Source organism: Streptomyces atratus (assembly GCF_014648655.1).
Lineage (GTDB): Bacteria > Actinomycetota > Actinomycetes > Streptomycetales > Streptomycetaceae > Streptomyces > Streptomyces atratus.
On record NZ_BMRN01000049.1, the window covers coordinates 1 to 16436 of the forward strand.

Here is a 16436-nt window from a genome sequence, read left to right on the forward strand (position 1 = left end):
GGCGGGCCGTCGACGCCGACGGCAACGTGCTCGACATCCTGGTCCAGGGCCGAAGGGACAGGGCCTCAGCCCGGCGCTTCTTCCGCAAACTGCTCAGGAATACCGCTCGGTGCCGCGGGTGATCGTCACCGACACTCCGCTCCTACGGCGCGGCCCACCGCTGCGTGCCTCAGTTCACAGACGTCAGCCGAGTTGGCCGCGAGAATGCGGCCATGGAGATCACAAGCGCCGTAGCAGCCGATGCCGATGCCGTCGCCGAGCTGCACACGGCCAGCTGGCGAGGGGCCTACGCGACCCTGTTCCCTGCGCAGTATCTGGACGGCCCGCTGCTCGCCGATCGCCAACAGGTATGGCGGGCGCGGCTGGCCGATCCTGTCCCGGGCGCGGCGCTGTTCCTGGCCGTAGAAACCAGCGTGCTGCTCGGCTTCGTCTATTTGGAACCGCAGCCGGACGGCCGGATCCTGCTCGACAACCTGCATGCTCGTCCTGGCGACACCGGGCGCGGGCTGGGCAGTCGGCTTCTCGAGCATGCCCTGGCCTGGTCCACCACCGCGCACCCCGGCCACGACGTCTACCTGGAGGTCCTGCAGGGCAACACCCGCGCGGTCGCGTTCTACGAACGCCACGGAGGCCGACGTAGCGCGTCCCGCATCTGCCGCTTCGACCAGGGATTCGAGCTTCCCGAGTTCGAATACACCTGGCCCGCCACTGGCCCAGCGTCGACGCGGACGCCAGCACATCGCTGAGTGTGACCCTCGCCGCCGGTGAACCTCCCAACTTACCGCCGGGGTACACGCTCTCTGACGTCCGAGCTAAAAGTACTGGCCAACCTCAATCGCGCACCACGTCGTATAGGTCACGGCGCAGTGCGACGACTGCGGTGGCGTGCTGATACGCGACGTTGGCCAGTACATCGACCACGGGCAGTTGTGGCGGGGCACCGAAGGTGCATGCACTTCCTGCCCCAACGGGTGGTGCGAGCAGGACACAGGCGGAGAGACTCCTGAAGAGATCAGGAATGCCCTGCTGGCAGAGCATGGGCCCGCACGGCTTCGCGGTGTCCGATTTCACCTGCAGTCCTCCGCTGGAGGAAACTGAACCGCCGACTTATATGGGGAAAGCGGGACGCGGTCGGGTTGGCCGCTCGTAGCGTGCCGTAGGACGCCGGTCCCGGTGACTCGTGAACCGTCTGCCGCTCTTCGGGGCTGGCTCTCCCGGGGTATGTCGCCGGTCCGGTGTCCGTCCGCGGGGACGACTTTTCGAGCCTCGGCGCCCTCCTCCAGAGGTCCCTCCCCCGAACCCATGCCACCGCAGCGACGACCGGCGACAGGGTCGCGCACTGAAGGGACACTCCCCCGAGAGGGTCATGACCATCCTTCCGCCACCCACGGTGAGGGCCCCGCAGCTCCTGCGGGGCCCTCACCGTGGGTGGCCGGCAGCCCCGACCTATGCCGCCGGGTGGCGACGGGTGGTCGATCCGGATGCCCAACAGCGAGCCTGAGCTGCTGGAACTGATCGCGGATGTCCTGGAACATCAGCGAGGACGTGACCTGGGCGATGACCTGAATGCAGGAGGCGCCGCCTTGCTGATCGCCCTGCCGGTCAACCACGGGCAGAAGGTGCTCTACATCCCCGGCCCCACCACACCTCGACGCACAGTCAGACACCCACACACCCAACAACGCCACGCCGACACCCGCCTGGTTGTCGTGGTCGGCCGGCCGCTTGCCGGGAACCGCAACGCCTGCAAGGCGTGGGAGGAGTCCGGCGCCAAGGACGCCGTCGGTAAGACCCTGACGATTGCCGACGGCGGATACCCGGGCACCGGACTGGTCATCCCGCACCGCCGGCAGCGAGGCCAGACCGAACTGCCGGACTGGAAAGAGGAACACAACAAGTCCCACAAGCAGGTCCGCGCCCGCGTCGAGCACGTCTTCGCCCGCATGAAGACCTGGAAGATCCTCCGCGACTGCCGCCTCAAAGGCGACGGCGTCCACCACGCCATGCGCGGCATCGCCCGGATGCACAACCTCGCCCTCGCCGGATAGGCAGGTGGGCCGCACGGCGGCCCACCATGCCCGAGGCGACCAGAAGATCATGAACCCTCGCGAAGGTCCTCGGGGCGCTGCGGGCACACGACACCGACACGATCGAGCACCTTGCTGATCCCCGTGTCCGGAGCGGGAGTTGGCATCCGGAGGGTGCCGAGGAAGGCGAGGCGGTAGCTGAGCGGGAGGTTTCGGAGGGTGAGCGGGGACCGAGCACGCCTGCGCAGGAGCTGCTGAAGTTCAGCACGCCCAGGGACCCGGCACTGCTGGCGCAGTTCGTGAAGCTGCGGGTCATCGAGCCGGAGAACACGTTCTGGCGCCGCGGTATCCAGACCGCGGCCCGGTACGTGAAGGAGACCGGAGCGGTGCAGTTGCGGGACACAGTTGTGTTCATTGTGTTCACTGCTGTGGCCCGGAGTCCCTGGCGGCGGAGCGGGCTGCCGCTGCGGTTCGGTGGATGTGCATCAGCAGTCGCAGCATGACTCCGGGGTCGGTGACCAGTACGCGCCCGTCGGGCTGCGGGCGCAGTGTCCTGGCTGCGCAGGGAACGACGGTCCGCGGGCCGACGAGGTTGCAGCGCGCGCTGGTGAGCAGTTCCTCGGCGGAGGTGAACGAAGAAGGCAGGGGCGTGACGGCGGACTCCGTGGTCAGTACGGCGGTCGGCAGGGCCGGCAGCGGAGAGCCCGTGGACGGCCAGCCGAGCCAATTCAGGGCTGTGGACCAAGGCCATGGCAGTGGCCCGTCAGCTTCGGGCAGAACGATCAGCAGCGCGTGCGTGTCCGTCACCAGCGCCCGCAGCTTCTGCACCTGCGGCGGGAGGGAAGAGGTGCCGAGGTCGGCGTGCGCGGGCAGATCCTCGGGCACCTGGCACAGGTCAATACGTACACCGCTGGGCCCTGGCCCGGCAAGTGCGCGCAGCAGAAGCTCCCCGAAGGGGTCGGTGGTTGCGCCGGCGAACAGGCCGAGCATACGCACTTCGTCCACGGTCGTCTCTTTTTCAGCGGGAGTTCGACGACAGGGCCCAGGGCTCTGGCGCATGTACGGCAGCGCCCCGTCAGGCGCGTGGTGACGCGGTCCGACGCGGCGCTACGGGGGTCAGCCCTGCCGTGCTGCCTTGGGGCGCAGCCGGCGGGCGATCAGCATGCCCGCGATGGAGAGCAGGCCGGTGAGGACGAAGACGCCCAGCAGTGCGGTGCGGGTGGAGCCGCCGTGGTTCTGGGCGAATGCGATGGCCGCGCCGCCGAGCCCGGCGATCACGCCGGTCGCCAGGGTCTGGGCGAGCTGCAGCGCGCCGCTGGCTTCACCCTGCTGCTCCGGCGGGGCCTGCTCCAGGGTGTCGGTGGTGGAGGCGTTGAAGCCGATACCCATGCCGAGGCCTCCGATGGCCCATCCGACCAGGGCGGTCCAGGAGGGGACTGCGCTGGTCAGGATCGTCAGCGCGATCAGCGCGACGCCCGCCAGCAGGATGGCGAAGCCCAGCACGGTGGAAGCCGTGCGCGTGCCGTGATTCCCGTTGTCCCGCTTGGCCTGCAGACCTGAGCCGACAACCCAGGTGAGGGCTCCGGCAGACAGGCCCAGACCGGCCAGTGTGGTGCCCATGCCCCGCAGTTGCTGCAGCCCGAGGGGCAGGAAGGCTTCGCTGCCGAAATAGACACCGCACAGCAGGCCACGGACGACGACACCCGCACCAAGGCCGGCCCGGGCGCTGAGGGTGCCTTCCGGGGTCACCCAGCGCAGCGCGGGCACAGCAATGGCGACACCGGCCACGGCCAGCACGATCAGCAGGACGAGGTTCTTCAGCAGCAGCGCCTGGAGCAGTACGCCGGTGCCCACGGTGAGCAGGATCGCGCTGGGCAGCGGACGCTTCCACCACGGAGCGGCCGGGGCCGGGGCGGTGGCGGCTGCTTCTGCGCGGTGCAGGCGGCGCAGGCCGGGCAGGGTGAGCAGCGCGGCCACGGCGGCAATCGGCAGCATGAGCAGGAAGACCGAGCGCCACGTGATGAGGTCGGCGAGGATGCCTGTGACAGCGGGGCCGACGAGGGAAGGTAGCGTCCAGGCCGAGGACACCAGGGCGTACATCCGGGCCCGCAGGCGCTCGGGGTAGGCAAGTCCGATCATGGTGTAGGCCATGGACATGACGGCACCTACGCCCAGACCCTGTCCGAAGCGGCCGACCAGGAACAGTGGCCAGGAGGGTGCGGCCCCGGCCACCGTGCAGCCCGCCGCGAAAACGAGCATGCCCAGGGCCATCGGGCGCCAGGGGCCCCGGCGGTCGGCGGCGCGACCGGCGAGCACGGTGCCGATGATGTTGGCGAGCATCAGTGCCGACAGGCCCCACCCATAAGCGCCCAGGCCGTCGAGGTCCTCCGCGATGCCGGGCAGCACGGTGGCCACCCCGAGGGACTCGAACGCGACCATGCCGACCGACAGCAGGACGCCGAGGGTGAGCGCGCGGTACGTGCCCGAGAAGACGCCCTCCTTACCGGCTCCGTTCTCTGCGGGGGGAGAGGGTGGGGCTTCTTCAGGGGCGTGCGCGGGGTCGCTGTCCTTCGCGTCGGCGGAGGTGTGGGACATGGAGTGGACTCCTCGAAAGATTTCATTCCGTTTCGCATCGGAACGTAATTGAATGCTACCTATACTTGCCGCATGGTCAACACCAGGAGCGACGGAGGAAGAGCCGGGGCCCACAAAGCCTCCGGCAGGCCGCGGGATACCCGAATCGACGAGGCCGTGCCCGAAGCGGTGATGGAGATCCTCAACGAGGTCGGTTACGGCAGCCTCACGCTGGAGGCGGTGGCCGCCCGCGCCGGTACGAGCAAACCCGCGCTGCGTCGCCGCTGGCGCTCCCGCCAGCACCTGGTCGTGTCGGCTCTGGCCCGGACCATCGGCACTACGCCGACCCCCGACACCGGCTGCACGCACTGCGACCTCATTGCCGGTATCGGCACCCTCAGCGAGGCGTTCACCAGCACCGTGGGCCGAAGAGCGCTGCCGGGGCTCGTTGCGGACCTCGCCGACGACCCCCAACTGGAAAAGGAGTTCAAGGACACCTTCTTCCATCCGCGCCGCGCCACCACTGCCGAAGCGCTGCGTCGCGGCATCGACCGGGGTGACATCCGGCCCGATGCGGACATCGATCTTCTGCTGGACATGCTGGCGTCGACCACGTATTACCGTGTGCTCTTCGGGCACCTGCCCATCACGCCAGAACTTGCCGAAGACGTCGTATCGGTGGTCATGGCGGGCAGCGCCACCAAGCGGTGGCGTGACGAGCACTGTCCCTCACGCGGCGTGTCAGGGTGACGTTGGGGTGTCGAGGGTCAGGCCGGTGTCGACTATGAAGCCGTCGAGGGTCTCGGGCCGGTACTGGAGGCGTTTGAGTCGGTTGCGTACGAGAGCTTCGGGTCCGTCGAGGGCGACCATGGCGAGGTTGGCCAGGCTGAGCTCGACGTGCGCCCAGACCCATTCCACGGCGTTGAGGTCGGGCGAGTAGGCGGGCAGCAGGAACACCGTCAGCTGCTCACGCTGGTTGATCAGCTCACGCACGGTGTGGGAGACGTGGGTGTTCAGCCCTTCTGGCACCAGCACGATCGGCGCCTTGACCAGCTGGCGGGCCCCCGATCAGGGTGATGAATTCGCGCTCACCCATGCTGCGGCGTTTGCCTCTGCCCGCAGGGTGGGAGCGCAGGCGGTGGCACAGCCGGGTGCGGGAGCCGGGCCGCGTGGCGATCAGCCCGGCCACCGACAGGCGTACAGAATTCCGCCCGTTGGCCGTCACGACCGGGGTGCGGCCCCGTCGGCCCCAGGTGCGTCCTTGGGGCGGACGGCGGGTAAAGCCTGCCTCGCACCTGAAAGAACGTCCGCCACTGCTTCAAGCCGCGGCCGACGGCCTACCCCACGGAGGTTCGGTGGGGGGTTGCCGTGCGATACGGGTGACATGCCGCATCTCAGCACGCCTCAGCGAACTGCCGCTTCCGTGCCGTCGTCGGCAGCCCCGCCGAGGGCGGAGGCTCACTTTGCTCGTCGGACGGGGTCGCACATTCGGTGGTGTCGTTGCCGTCGCTGACAGTGCTGTTCCCAGGTCAGCGCAGGTAACGCCACCAGTGAGGCAGCGCCCGTCCGGCTTGAAGACGTGTCTGCGTCTGCTGCGCTTGGACGCCGGACCAGGCACTTCGACATTGACATTCAGGCACCACCGAATGTGCGACAGAACCGTTCGATTGACAGACCCGGCGGCGCAGTTCCATGCCCGTGAGGGGCATCTGAGGGTGCCTCGGAAGCACGTCGAGCACCTGGAAGGAGGTGCCGCAGTTGGCCGCCAGAACGGCGCTGAGGAGCCTGTGACCGTACGGCTGGGCACCTGGCTCGACAACGTACGCAAACGCGCCAACAGGCTCACCGAACAACGCCGCGCAGACCTCGACCACCTCGGCATGCGCTGGTAGGGGTGGGCGTGCAGGAACCGTCCTTTGACCGGACGGGCTGTTCTTCGCTGTTTTGCCGGACGTCCTGATGCTGCTCGGGCCAGTTTGGGTGTCCGGGTAGCAGCTGGAGGGGTGCGGGTGTCTGTTGGTGGCGGGGTTGTCCGTGTCGGCGGTGTGGTGCTTGGGGTCTTTCGCGTCGCTCCTCTTGCCGGGGAGACGACGTCGTCGCTGATCGGCCGTGTCGCGGCCTCCTACGGGATGGAGGCGAAGGCCCTGTGGTCGTGCTGGCGGCGGCGTGGTTCGCGGCCCCGGCATGAGGGCGGGGGTGTGCGGGCGGATGGCGAGGTTGTGCTGAACGCGGCGGGGCGGGAGGTTCTGGCCCGGTTGTGCGGGGTTGGGCAGAAGGTCCTGGGGCGAGCGTTGCCGTCCTGGGGACGGAAGGATGCCAAGTTCCCTGCCGGGGAAGACGGGGAGCCGTTGGCGGCGTGGCGTGCGGGGGTGCGGTGTGGGGCCGGTCGCGTTCGGGTGCCGTCTGTGTGCGGCCCGCCGTACGGGGGCGGCGGTGCAGGTGGTGCGTTACTCGCCGCGGTGGGGGCGGGTGTGTGCCCTACGCAAACCCACCGACCGGCGACAGCCGACCACGACGACCAGGCGACTGTCGGCGTCGATGACGACCTGGTGGTTGGTGGAGTACCGGTAGCGCCTGCTCGCCCGCGAGGGCGCCCGCGCCGTGACTCACCGGGCAGTCGCCAAGGAGGCGGGCACCACCCACGGGTCGGCCCGGTACTACTTCGGCACCCCGCGACCGGCTCCTCGACGAGGCCCTGCGCCGGCTGACCGCGCATCAGATCGACGAGGTACAGAACCGCCTGTCCCCCACGCCCGACGCCACACCGCAGGCCCACGACGCCCGCCTGGCGCACTACCTGGCCGACGCCGTCGACGACGACCGGGGCGCGTGGGGCGACGCGCAGCGCCGGACGTTCGCGGTCGAGCCGGCCGTCGCGGGGGCCGACGACCCCGAAGGCAACGCCGCGCAGCGCACCTGCTGACCCTGCTCAACGGGCTCATCCTGGAGCAACTGGACGCTCCCGAACCCGACTTCGAGCGCACCCGGCTGTGCCCGGCGATCGAGCGCTACCTGGTCGGACCGGGATCCGGCGGCGCGATGTAGCGGGCGCCGGGAAACGCGTGCGCCGGTGGCGTGTACGCGCCCCGCTCCACCAGCCGCCGGATGTTTGCGCGGTAGATCTCGTCCGCCTCGGCGTGCCGGACCGGTTCGTCCGTCAGCCACAGGTTGGCCGGATGAATCGGTTCGTCGTACATCCGCCGGAAGACCTCGGTGCGCAGGTCCTTGAGCCAGTTGCTGTTGAGATTCATCGTCCGGAACTGCCGCAGCGCCTCGATGTCGACGATCCCGGACACGAAGGAGTTGTACCCGGAGACGGTGTGCCCGAGCACCGCCCCGTGGAAGTCGACGACGTGCGCGTTGCCGCCCGCGATGTCGTACGGGTGGTGGGAGTCGGGCGTCGGATAGACCGGTCCGGCGTTCGGACAGACTATGTACAGACTGTTGAAGTGGGCGTGCGCCCGGTTTTGCATTAGCCAGGTGCCTCCGGGGTCGGGACCGGCCTGGGTCATCGGCACCGCCTCGCTGGGGCGGTACACCACCTCGGCGCCCTGGAGGGCCAGCGCCCGCACCGCCTCCGGGTATTCGCCGTCACTGCAGCAGATCGTGCCGAGGTTGCCGATGTCGTCAGTGCGCAGCACCGGGTAGAACGCGTCGATGCCGTCGCCGAAGAGTTCCACCCACCGGTCGTACACGTCGTGCGGCGTGCAGGAGCGTTCGCGGCACCATACGTGGTTCTTCGCCGCGCGGTGCACGATCTCGCCCGCCGGGGAGATGACGAACAGCGTGTTGAAGAACCGGTCGGGCAGGATCTCCGGCCAGCGCGCCTTGCACTGCGCGACGATGTAGGTGTCGTAGTGCCGGGCCAGCGCGGCCAGTCGCTCGGTCTCCGGACCGGGGATGTCGATGAACAGGTCGCGGGCCGCGGTGACGTGCGGGATGTCGAGGATCTCGTCCGCGAATCCGGTCAACGCGCCCTCGGCCAGTGCGATCAACTTGACCGGCATGTTGATGCCGACGACGGACACCGCGGCGTGCACGGCCTCCTCGACGATGTCGAGGTTGTGCGCGATCTGGGCGCGCGAGGTGATGCTGCGGACCACCGTCGACAGGCCGACGGTCAGGTACGGTGCGATCGGCTTGCTCATGATCCGCACCAGTCCATCGCGGCCAGCGCGTACGCGCGCGCGGCGCAGACGATCTCGTCCACCGCGCAGCGCTCGTCGTACGCGTGCGCCATCGCGAGTTCGCCCGGCCCGAGGCCGACCGCGGGGACCCCGGCGGCGCACAGCCACGTGGAGTCGGCTGCGGAGGGAAACGCCGCCACCGGCGGGCGGCCCGCCAAGGGCGTGTCGACGGTGGCGAGTTCACGGGCGTCGGCGACCGCGGCACAGAGCGGATGGGTCGCGTCGACCCGCGAACCCGGATATCGCAACGACCATTCCACCACCGGCGGATGCGCGCGCAGCCAGGGGTCGGTGGCGGCGACGTGCGCGATGTGGCCCTCAATCTCCTTGCGCACGACTGTCTGCTCCTCCCCCGGCGGGTGGAACACCGCGTACACCATGCTCATCGAGTCGGGGATGAACGCCCCACTGCGCGAGTGGCGCGCACCGCCGTCCACGACGCCGGGCGCGAGGGTGAATTGTCCCGGTTCGAAGAGCGGATCGAACTTGGTCACCGCCCAGTCGCTCTCCAGCCGGCGCAGCGCCTGGTAGATCACGAAGCCGCGGTCGATCGCGCTGGCCGCGACCGCCCCGGTCGTGCCGGGTCCGTACAACATCCGCCCGCGCATCGATGAGTGGGAGCTCTTGCCGGTCACCTCGATTCGCATCACGAGCACGCCGGGGGTCGCGGCCATGACGGACAGAGGCGAGGCTCCGCCGGTCGGTTCGGAGACGATGGCCCCGTCTGCGGTGTAGCCGCGGTCGAGCACCGCGGAAGTGCCGAGGTGGTTCTCCAGGTTCTCCTCGCCGACGACCGCCTGGAGGATCAGGTCACCGCGCAGGCGCACCCCGGCCTCATGCAGTGCGCGGGCCGCGAACGCCTGCGCGACCAGGCCGCTCTTCATGTCGACGGTGCCGCGACCGCGGATCCAGCCGTCCTCGACGACGCCGTCGAACGGGTCGCCCGAGCGCCAGCCGGACGCGTCTCCGGGCGGGACCACATCGACGTGTCCGTTGAAGATCAGCGAACGCCCGCCCCCGGTGCCGTGGATCACCCCCACCGCGTTGTCGCGGCCGGGTTCAACGGCGAAGACGTCGGTCTCGGCGCCTGCTTCGGCGTAGACCCCGGCCAGCAGGCGCGAGACCTCCCCCTCGGCGCCGACCAGGTCGGCGTAGACCTCACCGGGGTAGGTCGGGGTGATGCTGGGGATCCGGACCGCGGCGGTGAGAGTGTCCAGCATCTCGCCGCGCAGCAGGTCGAGCCGGGTGAGCACCCGTTGGCGCGTGCTCGTCGGCGAGGCCCCGGGCACGCCCCTGTCGTGGTTCAGGCTCTCGTCCATGGTCACGCTCCCGTCGATGCCGGCTCGTCGCCGACGGTCCGCAGGTCACCGGTGTCGTGCACGGTTCGCCCACCGAGCAGCGTGCGTAGTGCGGCTCGCCGACCGCCAGACCGGAGAGGCCATCGTGGTGGTCGACTCCGATGGTGAGAAGAGCATTGTCGTTGTCGGCGGAGCCAATGCCCTGCTGTCGGCGCAGGACGTCGCCGATGCCATGACCGTACTGCGGCCCCAAGCCGGGGACGTGGTGCTCACCAGCGGCGAAGTACCTCAGCCATGTCTGCTCGCCGCCGCCGAGGTCCTGCCTGCGGAGGTCTGGTGGATACACGACGCCGCTCCCACCACAGCACTTCCCGCCCGGCCGCGAGGCTTGGGGCCGCTGCTCGTGGTCAACGCCATCGAGGCTCAGCGGCTCACCGGGGCCGACGAGGTCACCTGGGCTGCCCGGTCACTGGCTGCCCAGGGGCGGGGAGCAGTGGTCACCCTGGGAGGCGATGGCGCGCTTGTAGCCGAGGACGGCCGCGTGGAGCACCTGACTGCCCCGTCCGTGACCGTCGTGGACACCACAGGCGCCGGCGATGTTTTCTGCGGTGTTCTCGCCGCGGAACTCAGCTATGGCACTCCCCTTTCCGCTGCGGCGGCCACGGCAACGGCTGCGGGCGCCTTCGCGGTGACCGCGCTTGGCGCCCGCGGCGCCCTGCCCCGCCGGCGGGACCTCGACCGCCTGCTCAACCGCTGACTTTATTCCAGGTCAGACCGCGCTTTTGCGAAAGGAACAAGGCGATGCCCGCTCTTCCCCTGATCATCGACACGGACACCGGATCCGACGACGCGGTCGCGCTGCTGCTGGCAGCCGCCAGTGGCCTGGGCGATATCCGCGCCGTGACAACGGTGGCCGGAAACGTGCCCGTCGCCATCGGCACCCGCAATGCGCTGATCTCCCTGGAGATCGCCGGCCGGTCCGACATCCCCGTCCACCCGGGCTGCGAACGCCCGATGATCCGAACGCTGTCCAGTGCACAGCATGTCCACGGTGAGGACGGCATGGGGGACACCGGACTGCCCGACCCGGCCAAGGCCCCTGAACCCGGCCACGCGATTGATGCCCTGCTCTCCTACCCCCGAGACCACCCTGGTGAGCTGACACTGGTCACCCTCGCTCCCCTCACCAACATCGCCGCTGCCTTGTTGCGTGACCCTGCGCTGTTCACCCGCTACCGGCACGTCTACTGCATGGCCGGAGCTGCCGACACCCGAGGCAACATCTCGCCCACGGCCGAGTTCAACGTCTGGGCCGACCCTGAGGCAGCCCGGATCGTCGCCCAAGCCGCCACTCCCGACAAGGTGACCTGGATCGGCTGGGACGTCTCCCGTAAGGACGCCGTCATGACCCCCGCCGACCAGCAGCGCCTGCAGCAGATCGGCACCCCCATGGCCCGCTTCGCCCACCGCATCAACCGCACCGTCGCCGACTGGGTCCGTGACGTCACCGGCCTGGCCGGCTACGACCTGCCCGACCCCATCGCCATGGCCGTCGCCCTGAACCCCGGACTGATAACGGAGCAGGAAGAAGCCCATGTCGACATCGCTGTGGGCGACGAAGCACGCGGCCAGATGCTCATCGACCGACGTGTGGCCGCACCCGCTCCCAACATGACCCTGGTACGCCGTGTCGACGAGGCCGGCTTCAAGAAGCTCCTCTTCGACACCGTCGCAGCACCGGTCCCGGCGTCCGCGCCCACCATCCCCGCGACCCCGTGAGCTGGAAGCAAACGATGAACATCCTCTCAAGCACACCCACACCGCGCTACGAACTCCACTGCCATCTGGACGGATCCGTGCGTCCCGGCACGGTCGCAGACCTGGCTCGCGAGCAGGGCATCGTGCTGAATAGACCCGTCGAGGAACTGGTCGTCGCCCCGGCCAACTGCGACAGCCTCACCACTTTCCTCACCTACATCGACACCCCTCTGCAGGTGCTGCAGACCCCCGACGCGCTCACCCGAGCCGCACGCGAACTCGTCGAGGACTGGGACGCCGACGGCGTGGTCCACGGCGAAGTCCGCTTCGCACCCCAGTTGCACGGCCGCGAGGGGATGACCCTCGACGAGGCCGTGCAGGCAGTGGCCGAGGGCCTGGCCGCAGGACGTGAGACGACAAGTGTGCGTACAGGGCTGCTGCTGTGCTGCCTGCGCCACCAGAACCCCGACGAGAGCCTCGCCGTCGCCGAGACCGCGCTGCGTCAACGCGAGCATGTCGCCGGGCTCGACCTAGCCGGCGACGAGAAACGTTTCACCGCCCGCTCCCACCGCGCCGCCTTCGACCTCGCCCACGCAGGCGGCCTCCCCTGCACCGCGCATGCGGGGGAGGCCGCCGGGCCCGAGAGCATGTGGGAGGCGATCGACATCCTCGGCGTCCGACGCATCGGTCACGGCGTCCGCTGCACCACCGACCCCGCGCTCCTCGACCGGCTGCGGGCCGACCGCATCGCCCTGGAGATGTGCCCCACCAGCAACGTGCAGACAGGCGCCGTACCCACCCTCGCCGAACACCCGGCCGCCCGCCTGCTGGCCGACGGCCTCCCGGTCACCATCAGCACCGACACCCGCACCACCTCCGCCACCAACCTGAACCGCGAGTTCGACGCACTGCGGCACAGCGCTGGCTGGCACGCGGACCAAGAGGCACTGGCACAGAAAAACGCAGCCCGTGCTGTCTTCGCCGCGCCTTCCGAACCCAGCACGGCGTAACAACACCTCGGGACACGCGAAGACGCCCGTGCCGCCGGGGCATCCCGGCGGCACGGGCCCCGCAGGCCCGGTCGCCGGGCCGCGACACAATTCCGGGTGCCGTGTCCGCCTCCTCCGGCCCGGCCGGGTCTGGGCTCCGACCTGGCCATCGGGCCTCTCATGACCACTGCGCCGTATGCCTTCCCCCTCCCGCCCAGCAGCCCACGGCGCTCAGTTACTCAGGTGCGCCAGCAGGGCAGGGTGGTCGGCGAGAGCGTTCTGGAGCAGCTGTCGGGCGAAGGGCGCGTACTGGCCGCTGTCGGCAGCTGTCCAGTCGATCGGGCCGAAGGGCGGCTCGGGGTCGTACTCGATGAACAGCTGGACCATGCGCGCGACCTCGTTGCCGGCGAGGCGGCCGACAAGGTGCAGTGCCATGTCGATGCCGGCCGAGACGCCGGCGGCGGTGATGAAGTGCCCGTCCTCGACCCAGCGCCGGGTGACCGGCGTTGCCCCGAAGCGGGCGAGCAAGTCGCGGTACATCCAGTGCGTGGTGGCCTGGCGGCCCTCCAGGAGCCCTGCCGCCGCGAGCAGTAGCGAGCCGGTGCACACCGAGCCGACGATCTGTGACCGCGCCGCGGTCTCGCGTAGGTTCCCCAGCAGATTCTCGTCGGCCATCGCGGCAAGGGTGGGGACGAGGCCGCCGGGCACGATCATTGTGTGCGGATCCGCTATTTCCTCGAAGGTGTGACTGGGTACCAGGGACAGCGGGGTATCGCTTCCTATCGGATCGATCCGCTCGCCGATCACGACGGTGCGGTAGCCGGGAACCAGATCAGCCAGCGCTGCGAAGACCTGCAGCGGGCCGACGATGTCCAGCGGCGTGAGGCCCGGGTACAGCACGAAGACAATGGTTTTCACCGGGGCCGACGGCGCGGGCGAGGTTTCGGTCATGACAGGACTCCTGAATGTCGGTGGGTGGCCGGTGGCCGGCCTGACCACCCTCACCCACCACCGCAACCAGAGACAGGAGCCTCTGGACTCTATGTCCGGAATCCTGGGATACCTGTCCTGCAGACGGATTCGGTAGGGTCGTAGGCATGACGACAGCTGTCCGCCACCGCGTGGTGGTCGTGGCCTACGACGACGTGGAACTCGTTGAGGTCGCCTGCGTGACCAGTGCCTTCGACGGGGCGAACCGCCTCGGTGCGAGTCCGCCCTACGATGTCCGCCTGGTCACCCCGGAGGGCCGCCCGGTGCGCTGCTCCTCAGGACTGGTCCTGGGCGCGCAGGCGGCGCTGGAGCGTACCCACGGACCGATCGACACGCTGCTGGTCGTCGGCGGGCCGGGCCACGCCGCGGCGGCGCAGAACACCTGGCTGGTCGAGCACGTGCGCCGCCTGGCCGGAATCGGCCGTCGGGTCGCATCGGTGTGCACGGGCGCCAGTGTTTTGGCGGCGACCGGGCTGCTCGACGGCCGGCGCGCCACGACCCACTGGGCGTACGCGCACGACCTCGCGCAGCGTCACCCGGCCGTCCAAGTCGACCCCGCGCCGCTGTACCTCCGCGACGAGCACGTCTGCACATCGGCCGGGGTCACCGGGGCGCTCGACCTCACCCTCGCGTTCGTCGAGGAGGACCACAACCCGGCCCTCGCCCGGACGCTGGCCCGGATGATGGTGACCTACCTCCAACGGCCCGGCAACCAGGCCCAGATCAGCATGTTCGTCGACGCACCGGCTCCGGAACACCGGACCGTGCGACGGACCGTAGAGCACATCACCGGGCACCTCGACGGCGACCTCAGCGCCACCGCGCTCGCCTCGTACGCGGGAGTCAGCGGGCGTCATCTGGCCCGGCTGTTCCTCGACCACCTCGGACAGACACCGGCCCAGTTCGTACGGACCGCCCGAGCCGAGTCGGCCTCACAACTCCTCGTCTCCACAGCGCTGCCGCTGGCATCGATCGCGAGGCGCTGCGGGTTCAGCTCCGCCGAGACGATGCGGCAGGTCTTCCTGGACCGCTACGGGACCACACCCAGCCAGCACCGCGCGGTCCACAGCTTCGCGTGAGCCGCACCTGCAACGCGAGCGGCCGGCCCCGAACGTGATCGCTACGCGAACCAGCAGTGGACGCCTGGCCCCTGGCCGTTTGCCCCTGGCCGTCGGCACTTCTGACGAAGGCAGCCGATTCACTCACGATCTCGTCGGCGGTCTCGGCCTCGGCCACCTCGCCATCCCCCGAATGCTGTTCGACCCACGATGCGGCAACGTCACGCAACCGGAACCGCCCGGCTCCACCGCGATGCGCGATACCGGAGCCGAAACCCTGGCAAACCATCACGCTTCGGCCGCGCCCGACCGATCGCACGCATGCGCTACAGTTGATCTTGCCGGTTCACCGAAACTCGCGGTGACCGACGATGCGTTGGTGGTCCAAGGAAAGACGCCCCACTTCCCGTGGGGAAATGCAGGTGCAAGGCCTGCCCAGCGCTCGCTCACGTAGCCCTTCCCTCCACCGGGAAGGGCTACGTCACGTTCCCCTGATGCGACGCCTGGAGAGGGCCACCTGAGCCCTGCCGGCGCCTTCGCCGCCAGGACCCGCTCGCGACGGGGAATCTCAGCCCCGTGGTCGAACCATCGCCGACTTCGGCGTCCTGACGCTGCCCGCGTTCCGTGGGAACGGCCACGGTCGCCATGTCGTACGTGCCCTTGCCCGGCATGCGCTCTCCCGCGGCCACGAACCGCAGTACCGGTGTCAACTCGACAACCACGCTTCCGTCGCGCCGGCCGCGTAAGCCGGCCTGACCGCCTTCGGCACCCGGGGCGCCGTCTCCCCCGACTTCCCCGCATGAGAGCGTCCGGCACAACACTGCTCGCGAGCGGCGCGCCCGCACAGTTCGCGAGCAGTCCCCTCAGCGGCGCAGATTTACCAACCTCCATGGACAGAACACCTAGTGCTTTCTTCCGAGGCCGGGTGCGACCGAGGACCGATCCGGAAGAGGAACCTCCACCTTTAACGTGGCGGTCATGAGTGAAGCTGGGCAGATAGCCGCCTCGGACTGCGCCGTTGCCCTTGTACGCGGGTACGCAGAGCAGGACGCCGTCGCGGTGGCGAGTTCCCTCGTCACGCTGGACACGTCCGGTCAGGCGAGGGCGTACGCAATCCTCGGGGCGCAGCTCCAGTCGACTCTGAGCATCGTCGAGGTTGTCGGCCGGGACATCGAGGTCTGCCGTCTGGTGCGTCTGGCTGACTCCGTCGCTTCGGCCGCGCCGCCGCACTACGAGTTCGCCGTCACCGAGGCCGTACGTGCCTGGGCTCGCGACGACCCGGGTGGGGTTCGGCAGGTGTGCGGCAAGGACCTGGTGGGTGCCCTGCATGTGTCGGCCGTCTTCGTCGCGGCGCTGGGACTGGCGCTGTGGGGCCAGGACACTTTCCTGGGCGTTCTGACCGATTACGGGCAGACCACCCAGGACCCCATGACGGGACATCAGCCCGACTTCTAGCCGACTCGCCCCCAAAGAACTCTCGCCGGCTTCGTCGTCAATGCCCCATCCCTGACCGAGGCCGGCGAGAACCCCCACGTAGTGAAGGAGAGTTCCGCGT

At 69.4% G+C, this 16436-nt stretch carries 15 protein-coding genes and 3 pseudogenes; 11 read left to right on the forward strand and 7 right to left on the reverse strand.

The features are described 5' to 3' along the window. Positions 1-161, forward strand: a pseudogene (locus IEZ15_RS47385) (DDE-type integrase/transposase/recombinase); the annotation flags it as partial. A gap of 51 nt (positions 162-212) precedes the next feature. Next, positions 213-746: a GNAT family N-acetyltransferase gene (locus IEZ15_RS37300; RefSeq protein ID WP_189281345.1), complete on the forward strand. Its 534-nt coding sequence runs from the start codon at positions 213-215 to the stop codon at positions 744-746. Positions 747-831: 85 nt separating this feature from the next. On the opposite strand, the gene IEZ15_RS37305 is transcribed toward IEZ15_RS37300, so the two are convergent. Next, complete coding sequence (locus IEZ15_RS37305) at positions 832-1071, reverse strand: hypothetical protein (RefSeq protein ID WP_189281347.1); 240 nt, start codon at positions 1069-1071, stop codon at positions 832-834. A 617-nt stretch (positions 1072-1688) separates the two neighbouring features. On the opposite strand from IEZ15_RS37305, the pseudogene IEZ15_RS37310 reads away from it, so the two are divergent. Continuing rightward, positions 1689-2048: pseudogene (locus IEZ15_RS37310) on the forward strand (transposase); the annotation flags it as partial. A 399-nt stretch (positions 2049-2447) separates the two neighbouring features. On the opposite strand, the gene IEZ15_RS37315 reads toward IEZ15_RS37310, so the two are convergent. Both IEZ15_RS37315 and IEZ15_RS37320 read right to left on the reverse strand, forming a co-directional pair. Beyond that, positions 2448-3032 carry a hypothetical protein gene (locus IEZ15_RS37315; RefSeq protein WP_189281349.1) on the reverse strand — a complete coding sequence of 195 codons (585 nt, stop codon included), beginning with the start codon at positions 3030-3032 and terminating at the stop codon, positions 2448-2450. Positions 3033-3143: 111 nt separating this feature from the next. Then, positions 3144-4622, reverse strand: coding sequence for an MFS transporter (locus tag IEZ15_RS37320; RefSeq protein WP_189281351.1), 1479 nt, complete (start codon positions 4620-4622; stop codon positions 3144-3146). 72 nt (positions 4623-4694) lie between these two features. Here IEZ15_RS37320 and IEZ15_RS37325 point away from each other — a divergent pair, with 72 nt between their 5' ends. Then, positions 4695-5351 (forward strand): TetR/AcrR family transcriptional regulator, encoded by a 657-nt coding sequence (locus IEZ15_RS37325; RefSeq protein WP_189281353.1) that lies wholly within the window; start codon positions 4695-4697, stop codon positions 5349-5351. Here IEZ15_RS37325 and IEZ15_RS47725 read toward each other — a convergent pair. Next, a pseudogene (locus IEZ15_RS47725) lies at positions 5343-5901 on the reverse strand (transposase); the annotation flags it as partial. The gene IEZ15_RS37325 and the pseudogene IEZ15_RS47725 overlap by 9 nt on opposite strands. A 346-nt stretch (positions 5902-6247) precedes the next feature. Here IEZ15_RS47725 and IEZ15_RS37335 point away from each other — a divergent pair. Continuing rightward, positions 6248-6493: a helicase associated domain-containing protein gene (locus IEZ15_RS37335; protein WP_189281355.1), complete on the forward strand. Its 246-nt coding sequence runs from the start codon at positions 6248-6250 to the stop codon at positions 6491-6493. A gap of 1116 nt (positions 6494-7609) precedes the next feature. On the opposite strand, the gene IEZ15_RS37345 is transcribed toward IEZ15_RS37335, so the two are convergent. Both IEZ15_RS37345 and IEZ15_RS37350 read right to left on the reverse strand, forming a co-directional pair. Continuing rightward, positions 7610-8749, reverse strand: coding sequence for a nitrilase-related carbon-nitrogen hydrolase (locus IEZ15_RS37345; RefSeq protein ID WP_189281357.1), 1140 nt, complete (start codon positions 8747-8749; stop codon positions 7610-7612). Then, positions 8746-10107 carry an ArgE/DapE family deacylase gene (locus IEZ15_RS37350; RefSeq protein WP_189281359.1) on the reverse strand — a complete coding sequence of 454 codons (1362 nt, stop codon included), beginning with the start codon at positions 10105-10107 and terminating at the stop codon, positions 8746-8748. The genes IEZ15_RS37345 and IEZ15_RS37350 overlap by 4 nt, the downstream gene beginning before the upstream one ends. Before the next feature lie 88 nt (positions 10108-10195). Between IEZ15_RS37350 and IEZ15_RS37355 the strand changes: the two genes are divergently transcribed. From IEZ15_RS37355 to add, 3 genes are read left to right on the forward strand one after another with little or no spacing between them, the layout of a single operon-like run. Further along, positions 10196-10843 (forward strand): PfkB family carbohydrate kinase, encoded by a 648-nt coding sequence (locus IEZ15_RS37355; RefSeq protein WP_189281362.1) that lies wholly within the window; start codon positions 10196-10198, stop codon positions 10841-10843. Between the two features lie 44 nt (positions 10844-10887). Beyond that, the gene (locus tag IEZ15_RS37360; protein ID WP_189281364.1) at positions 10888-11865 is read left to right on the forward strand and encodes a nucleoside hydrolase; all 978 of its coding nucleotides are present in this window, start codon (positions 10888-10890) and stop codon (positions 11863-11865) included. A gap of 14 nt (positions 11866-11879) precedes the next feature. Further along, positions 11880-12854: an adenosine deaminase gene (gene add, locus IEZ15_RS37365; protein WP_114242994.1), complete on the forward strand. Its 975-nt coding sequence runs from the start codon at positions 11880-11882 to the stop codon at positions 12852-12854. A gap of 210 nt (positions 12855-13064) precedes the next feature. Here add and IEZ15_RS37370 read toward each other — a convergent pair whose 3' ends face one another. Then, a complete protein-coding gene (locus IEZ15_RS37370; protein ID WP_189281366.1) occupies positions 13065-13784 on the reverse strand; it encodes a DJ-1/PfpI family protein in 720 nt (239 codons plus the stop codon). Positions 13785-13930: 146 nt separating this feature from the next. Here IEZ15_RS37370 and IEZ15_RS37375 point away from each other — a divergent pair, with 146 nt between their 5' ends. From IEZ15_RS37375 to IEZ15_RS37385, 3 genes are all read left to right on the forward strand, one after another. Next, positions 13931-14902: a GlxA family transcriptional regulator gene (locus tag IEZ15_RS37375; RefSeq protein ID WP_189281368.1), complete on the forward strand. Its 972-nt coding sequence runs from the start codon at positions 13931-13933 to the stop codon at positions 14900-14902. A 566-nt stretch (positions 14903-15468) separates the two neighbouring features. Further along, positions 15469-15627, forward strand: coding sequence for a GNAT family N-acetyltransferase (locus IEZ15_RS46560; protein WP_373302707.1), 159 nt, complete (start codon positions 15469-15471; stop codon positions 15625-15627). A 232-nt stretch (positions 15628-15859) separates the two neighbouring features. After that, a complete protein-coding gene (locus tag IEZ15_RS37385) occupies positions 15860-16336 on the forward strand; it encodes a hypothetical protein (RefSeq protein WP_189281371.1) in 477 nt (158 codons plus the stop codon). Positions 16337-16436 lie beyond the last annotated feature (100 nt).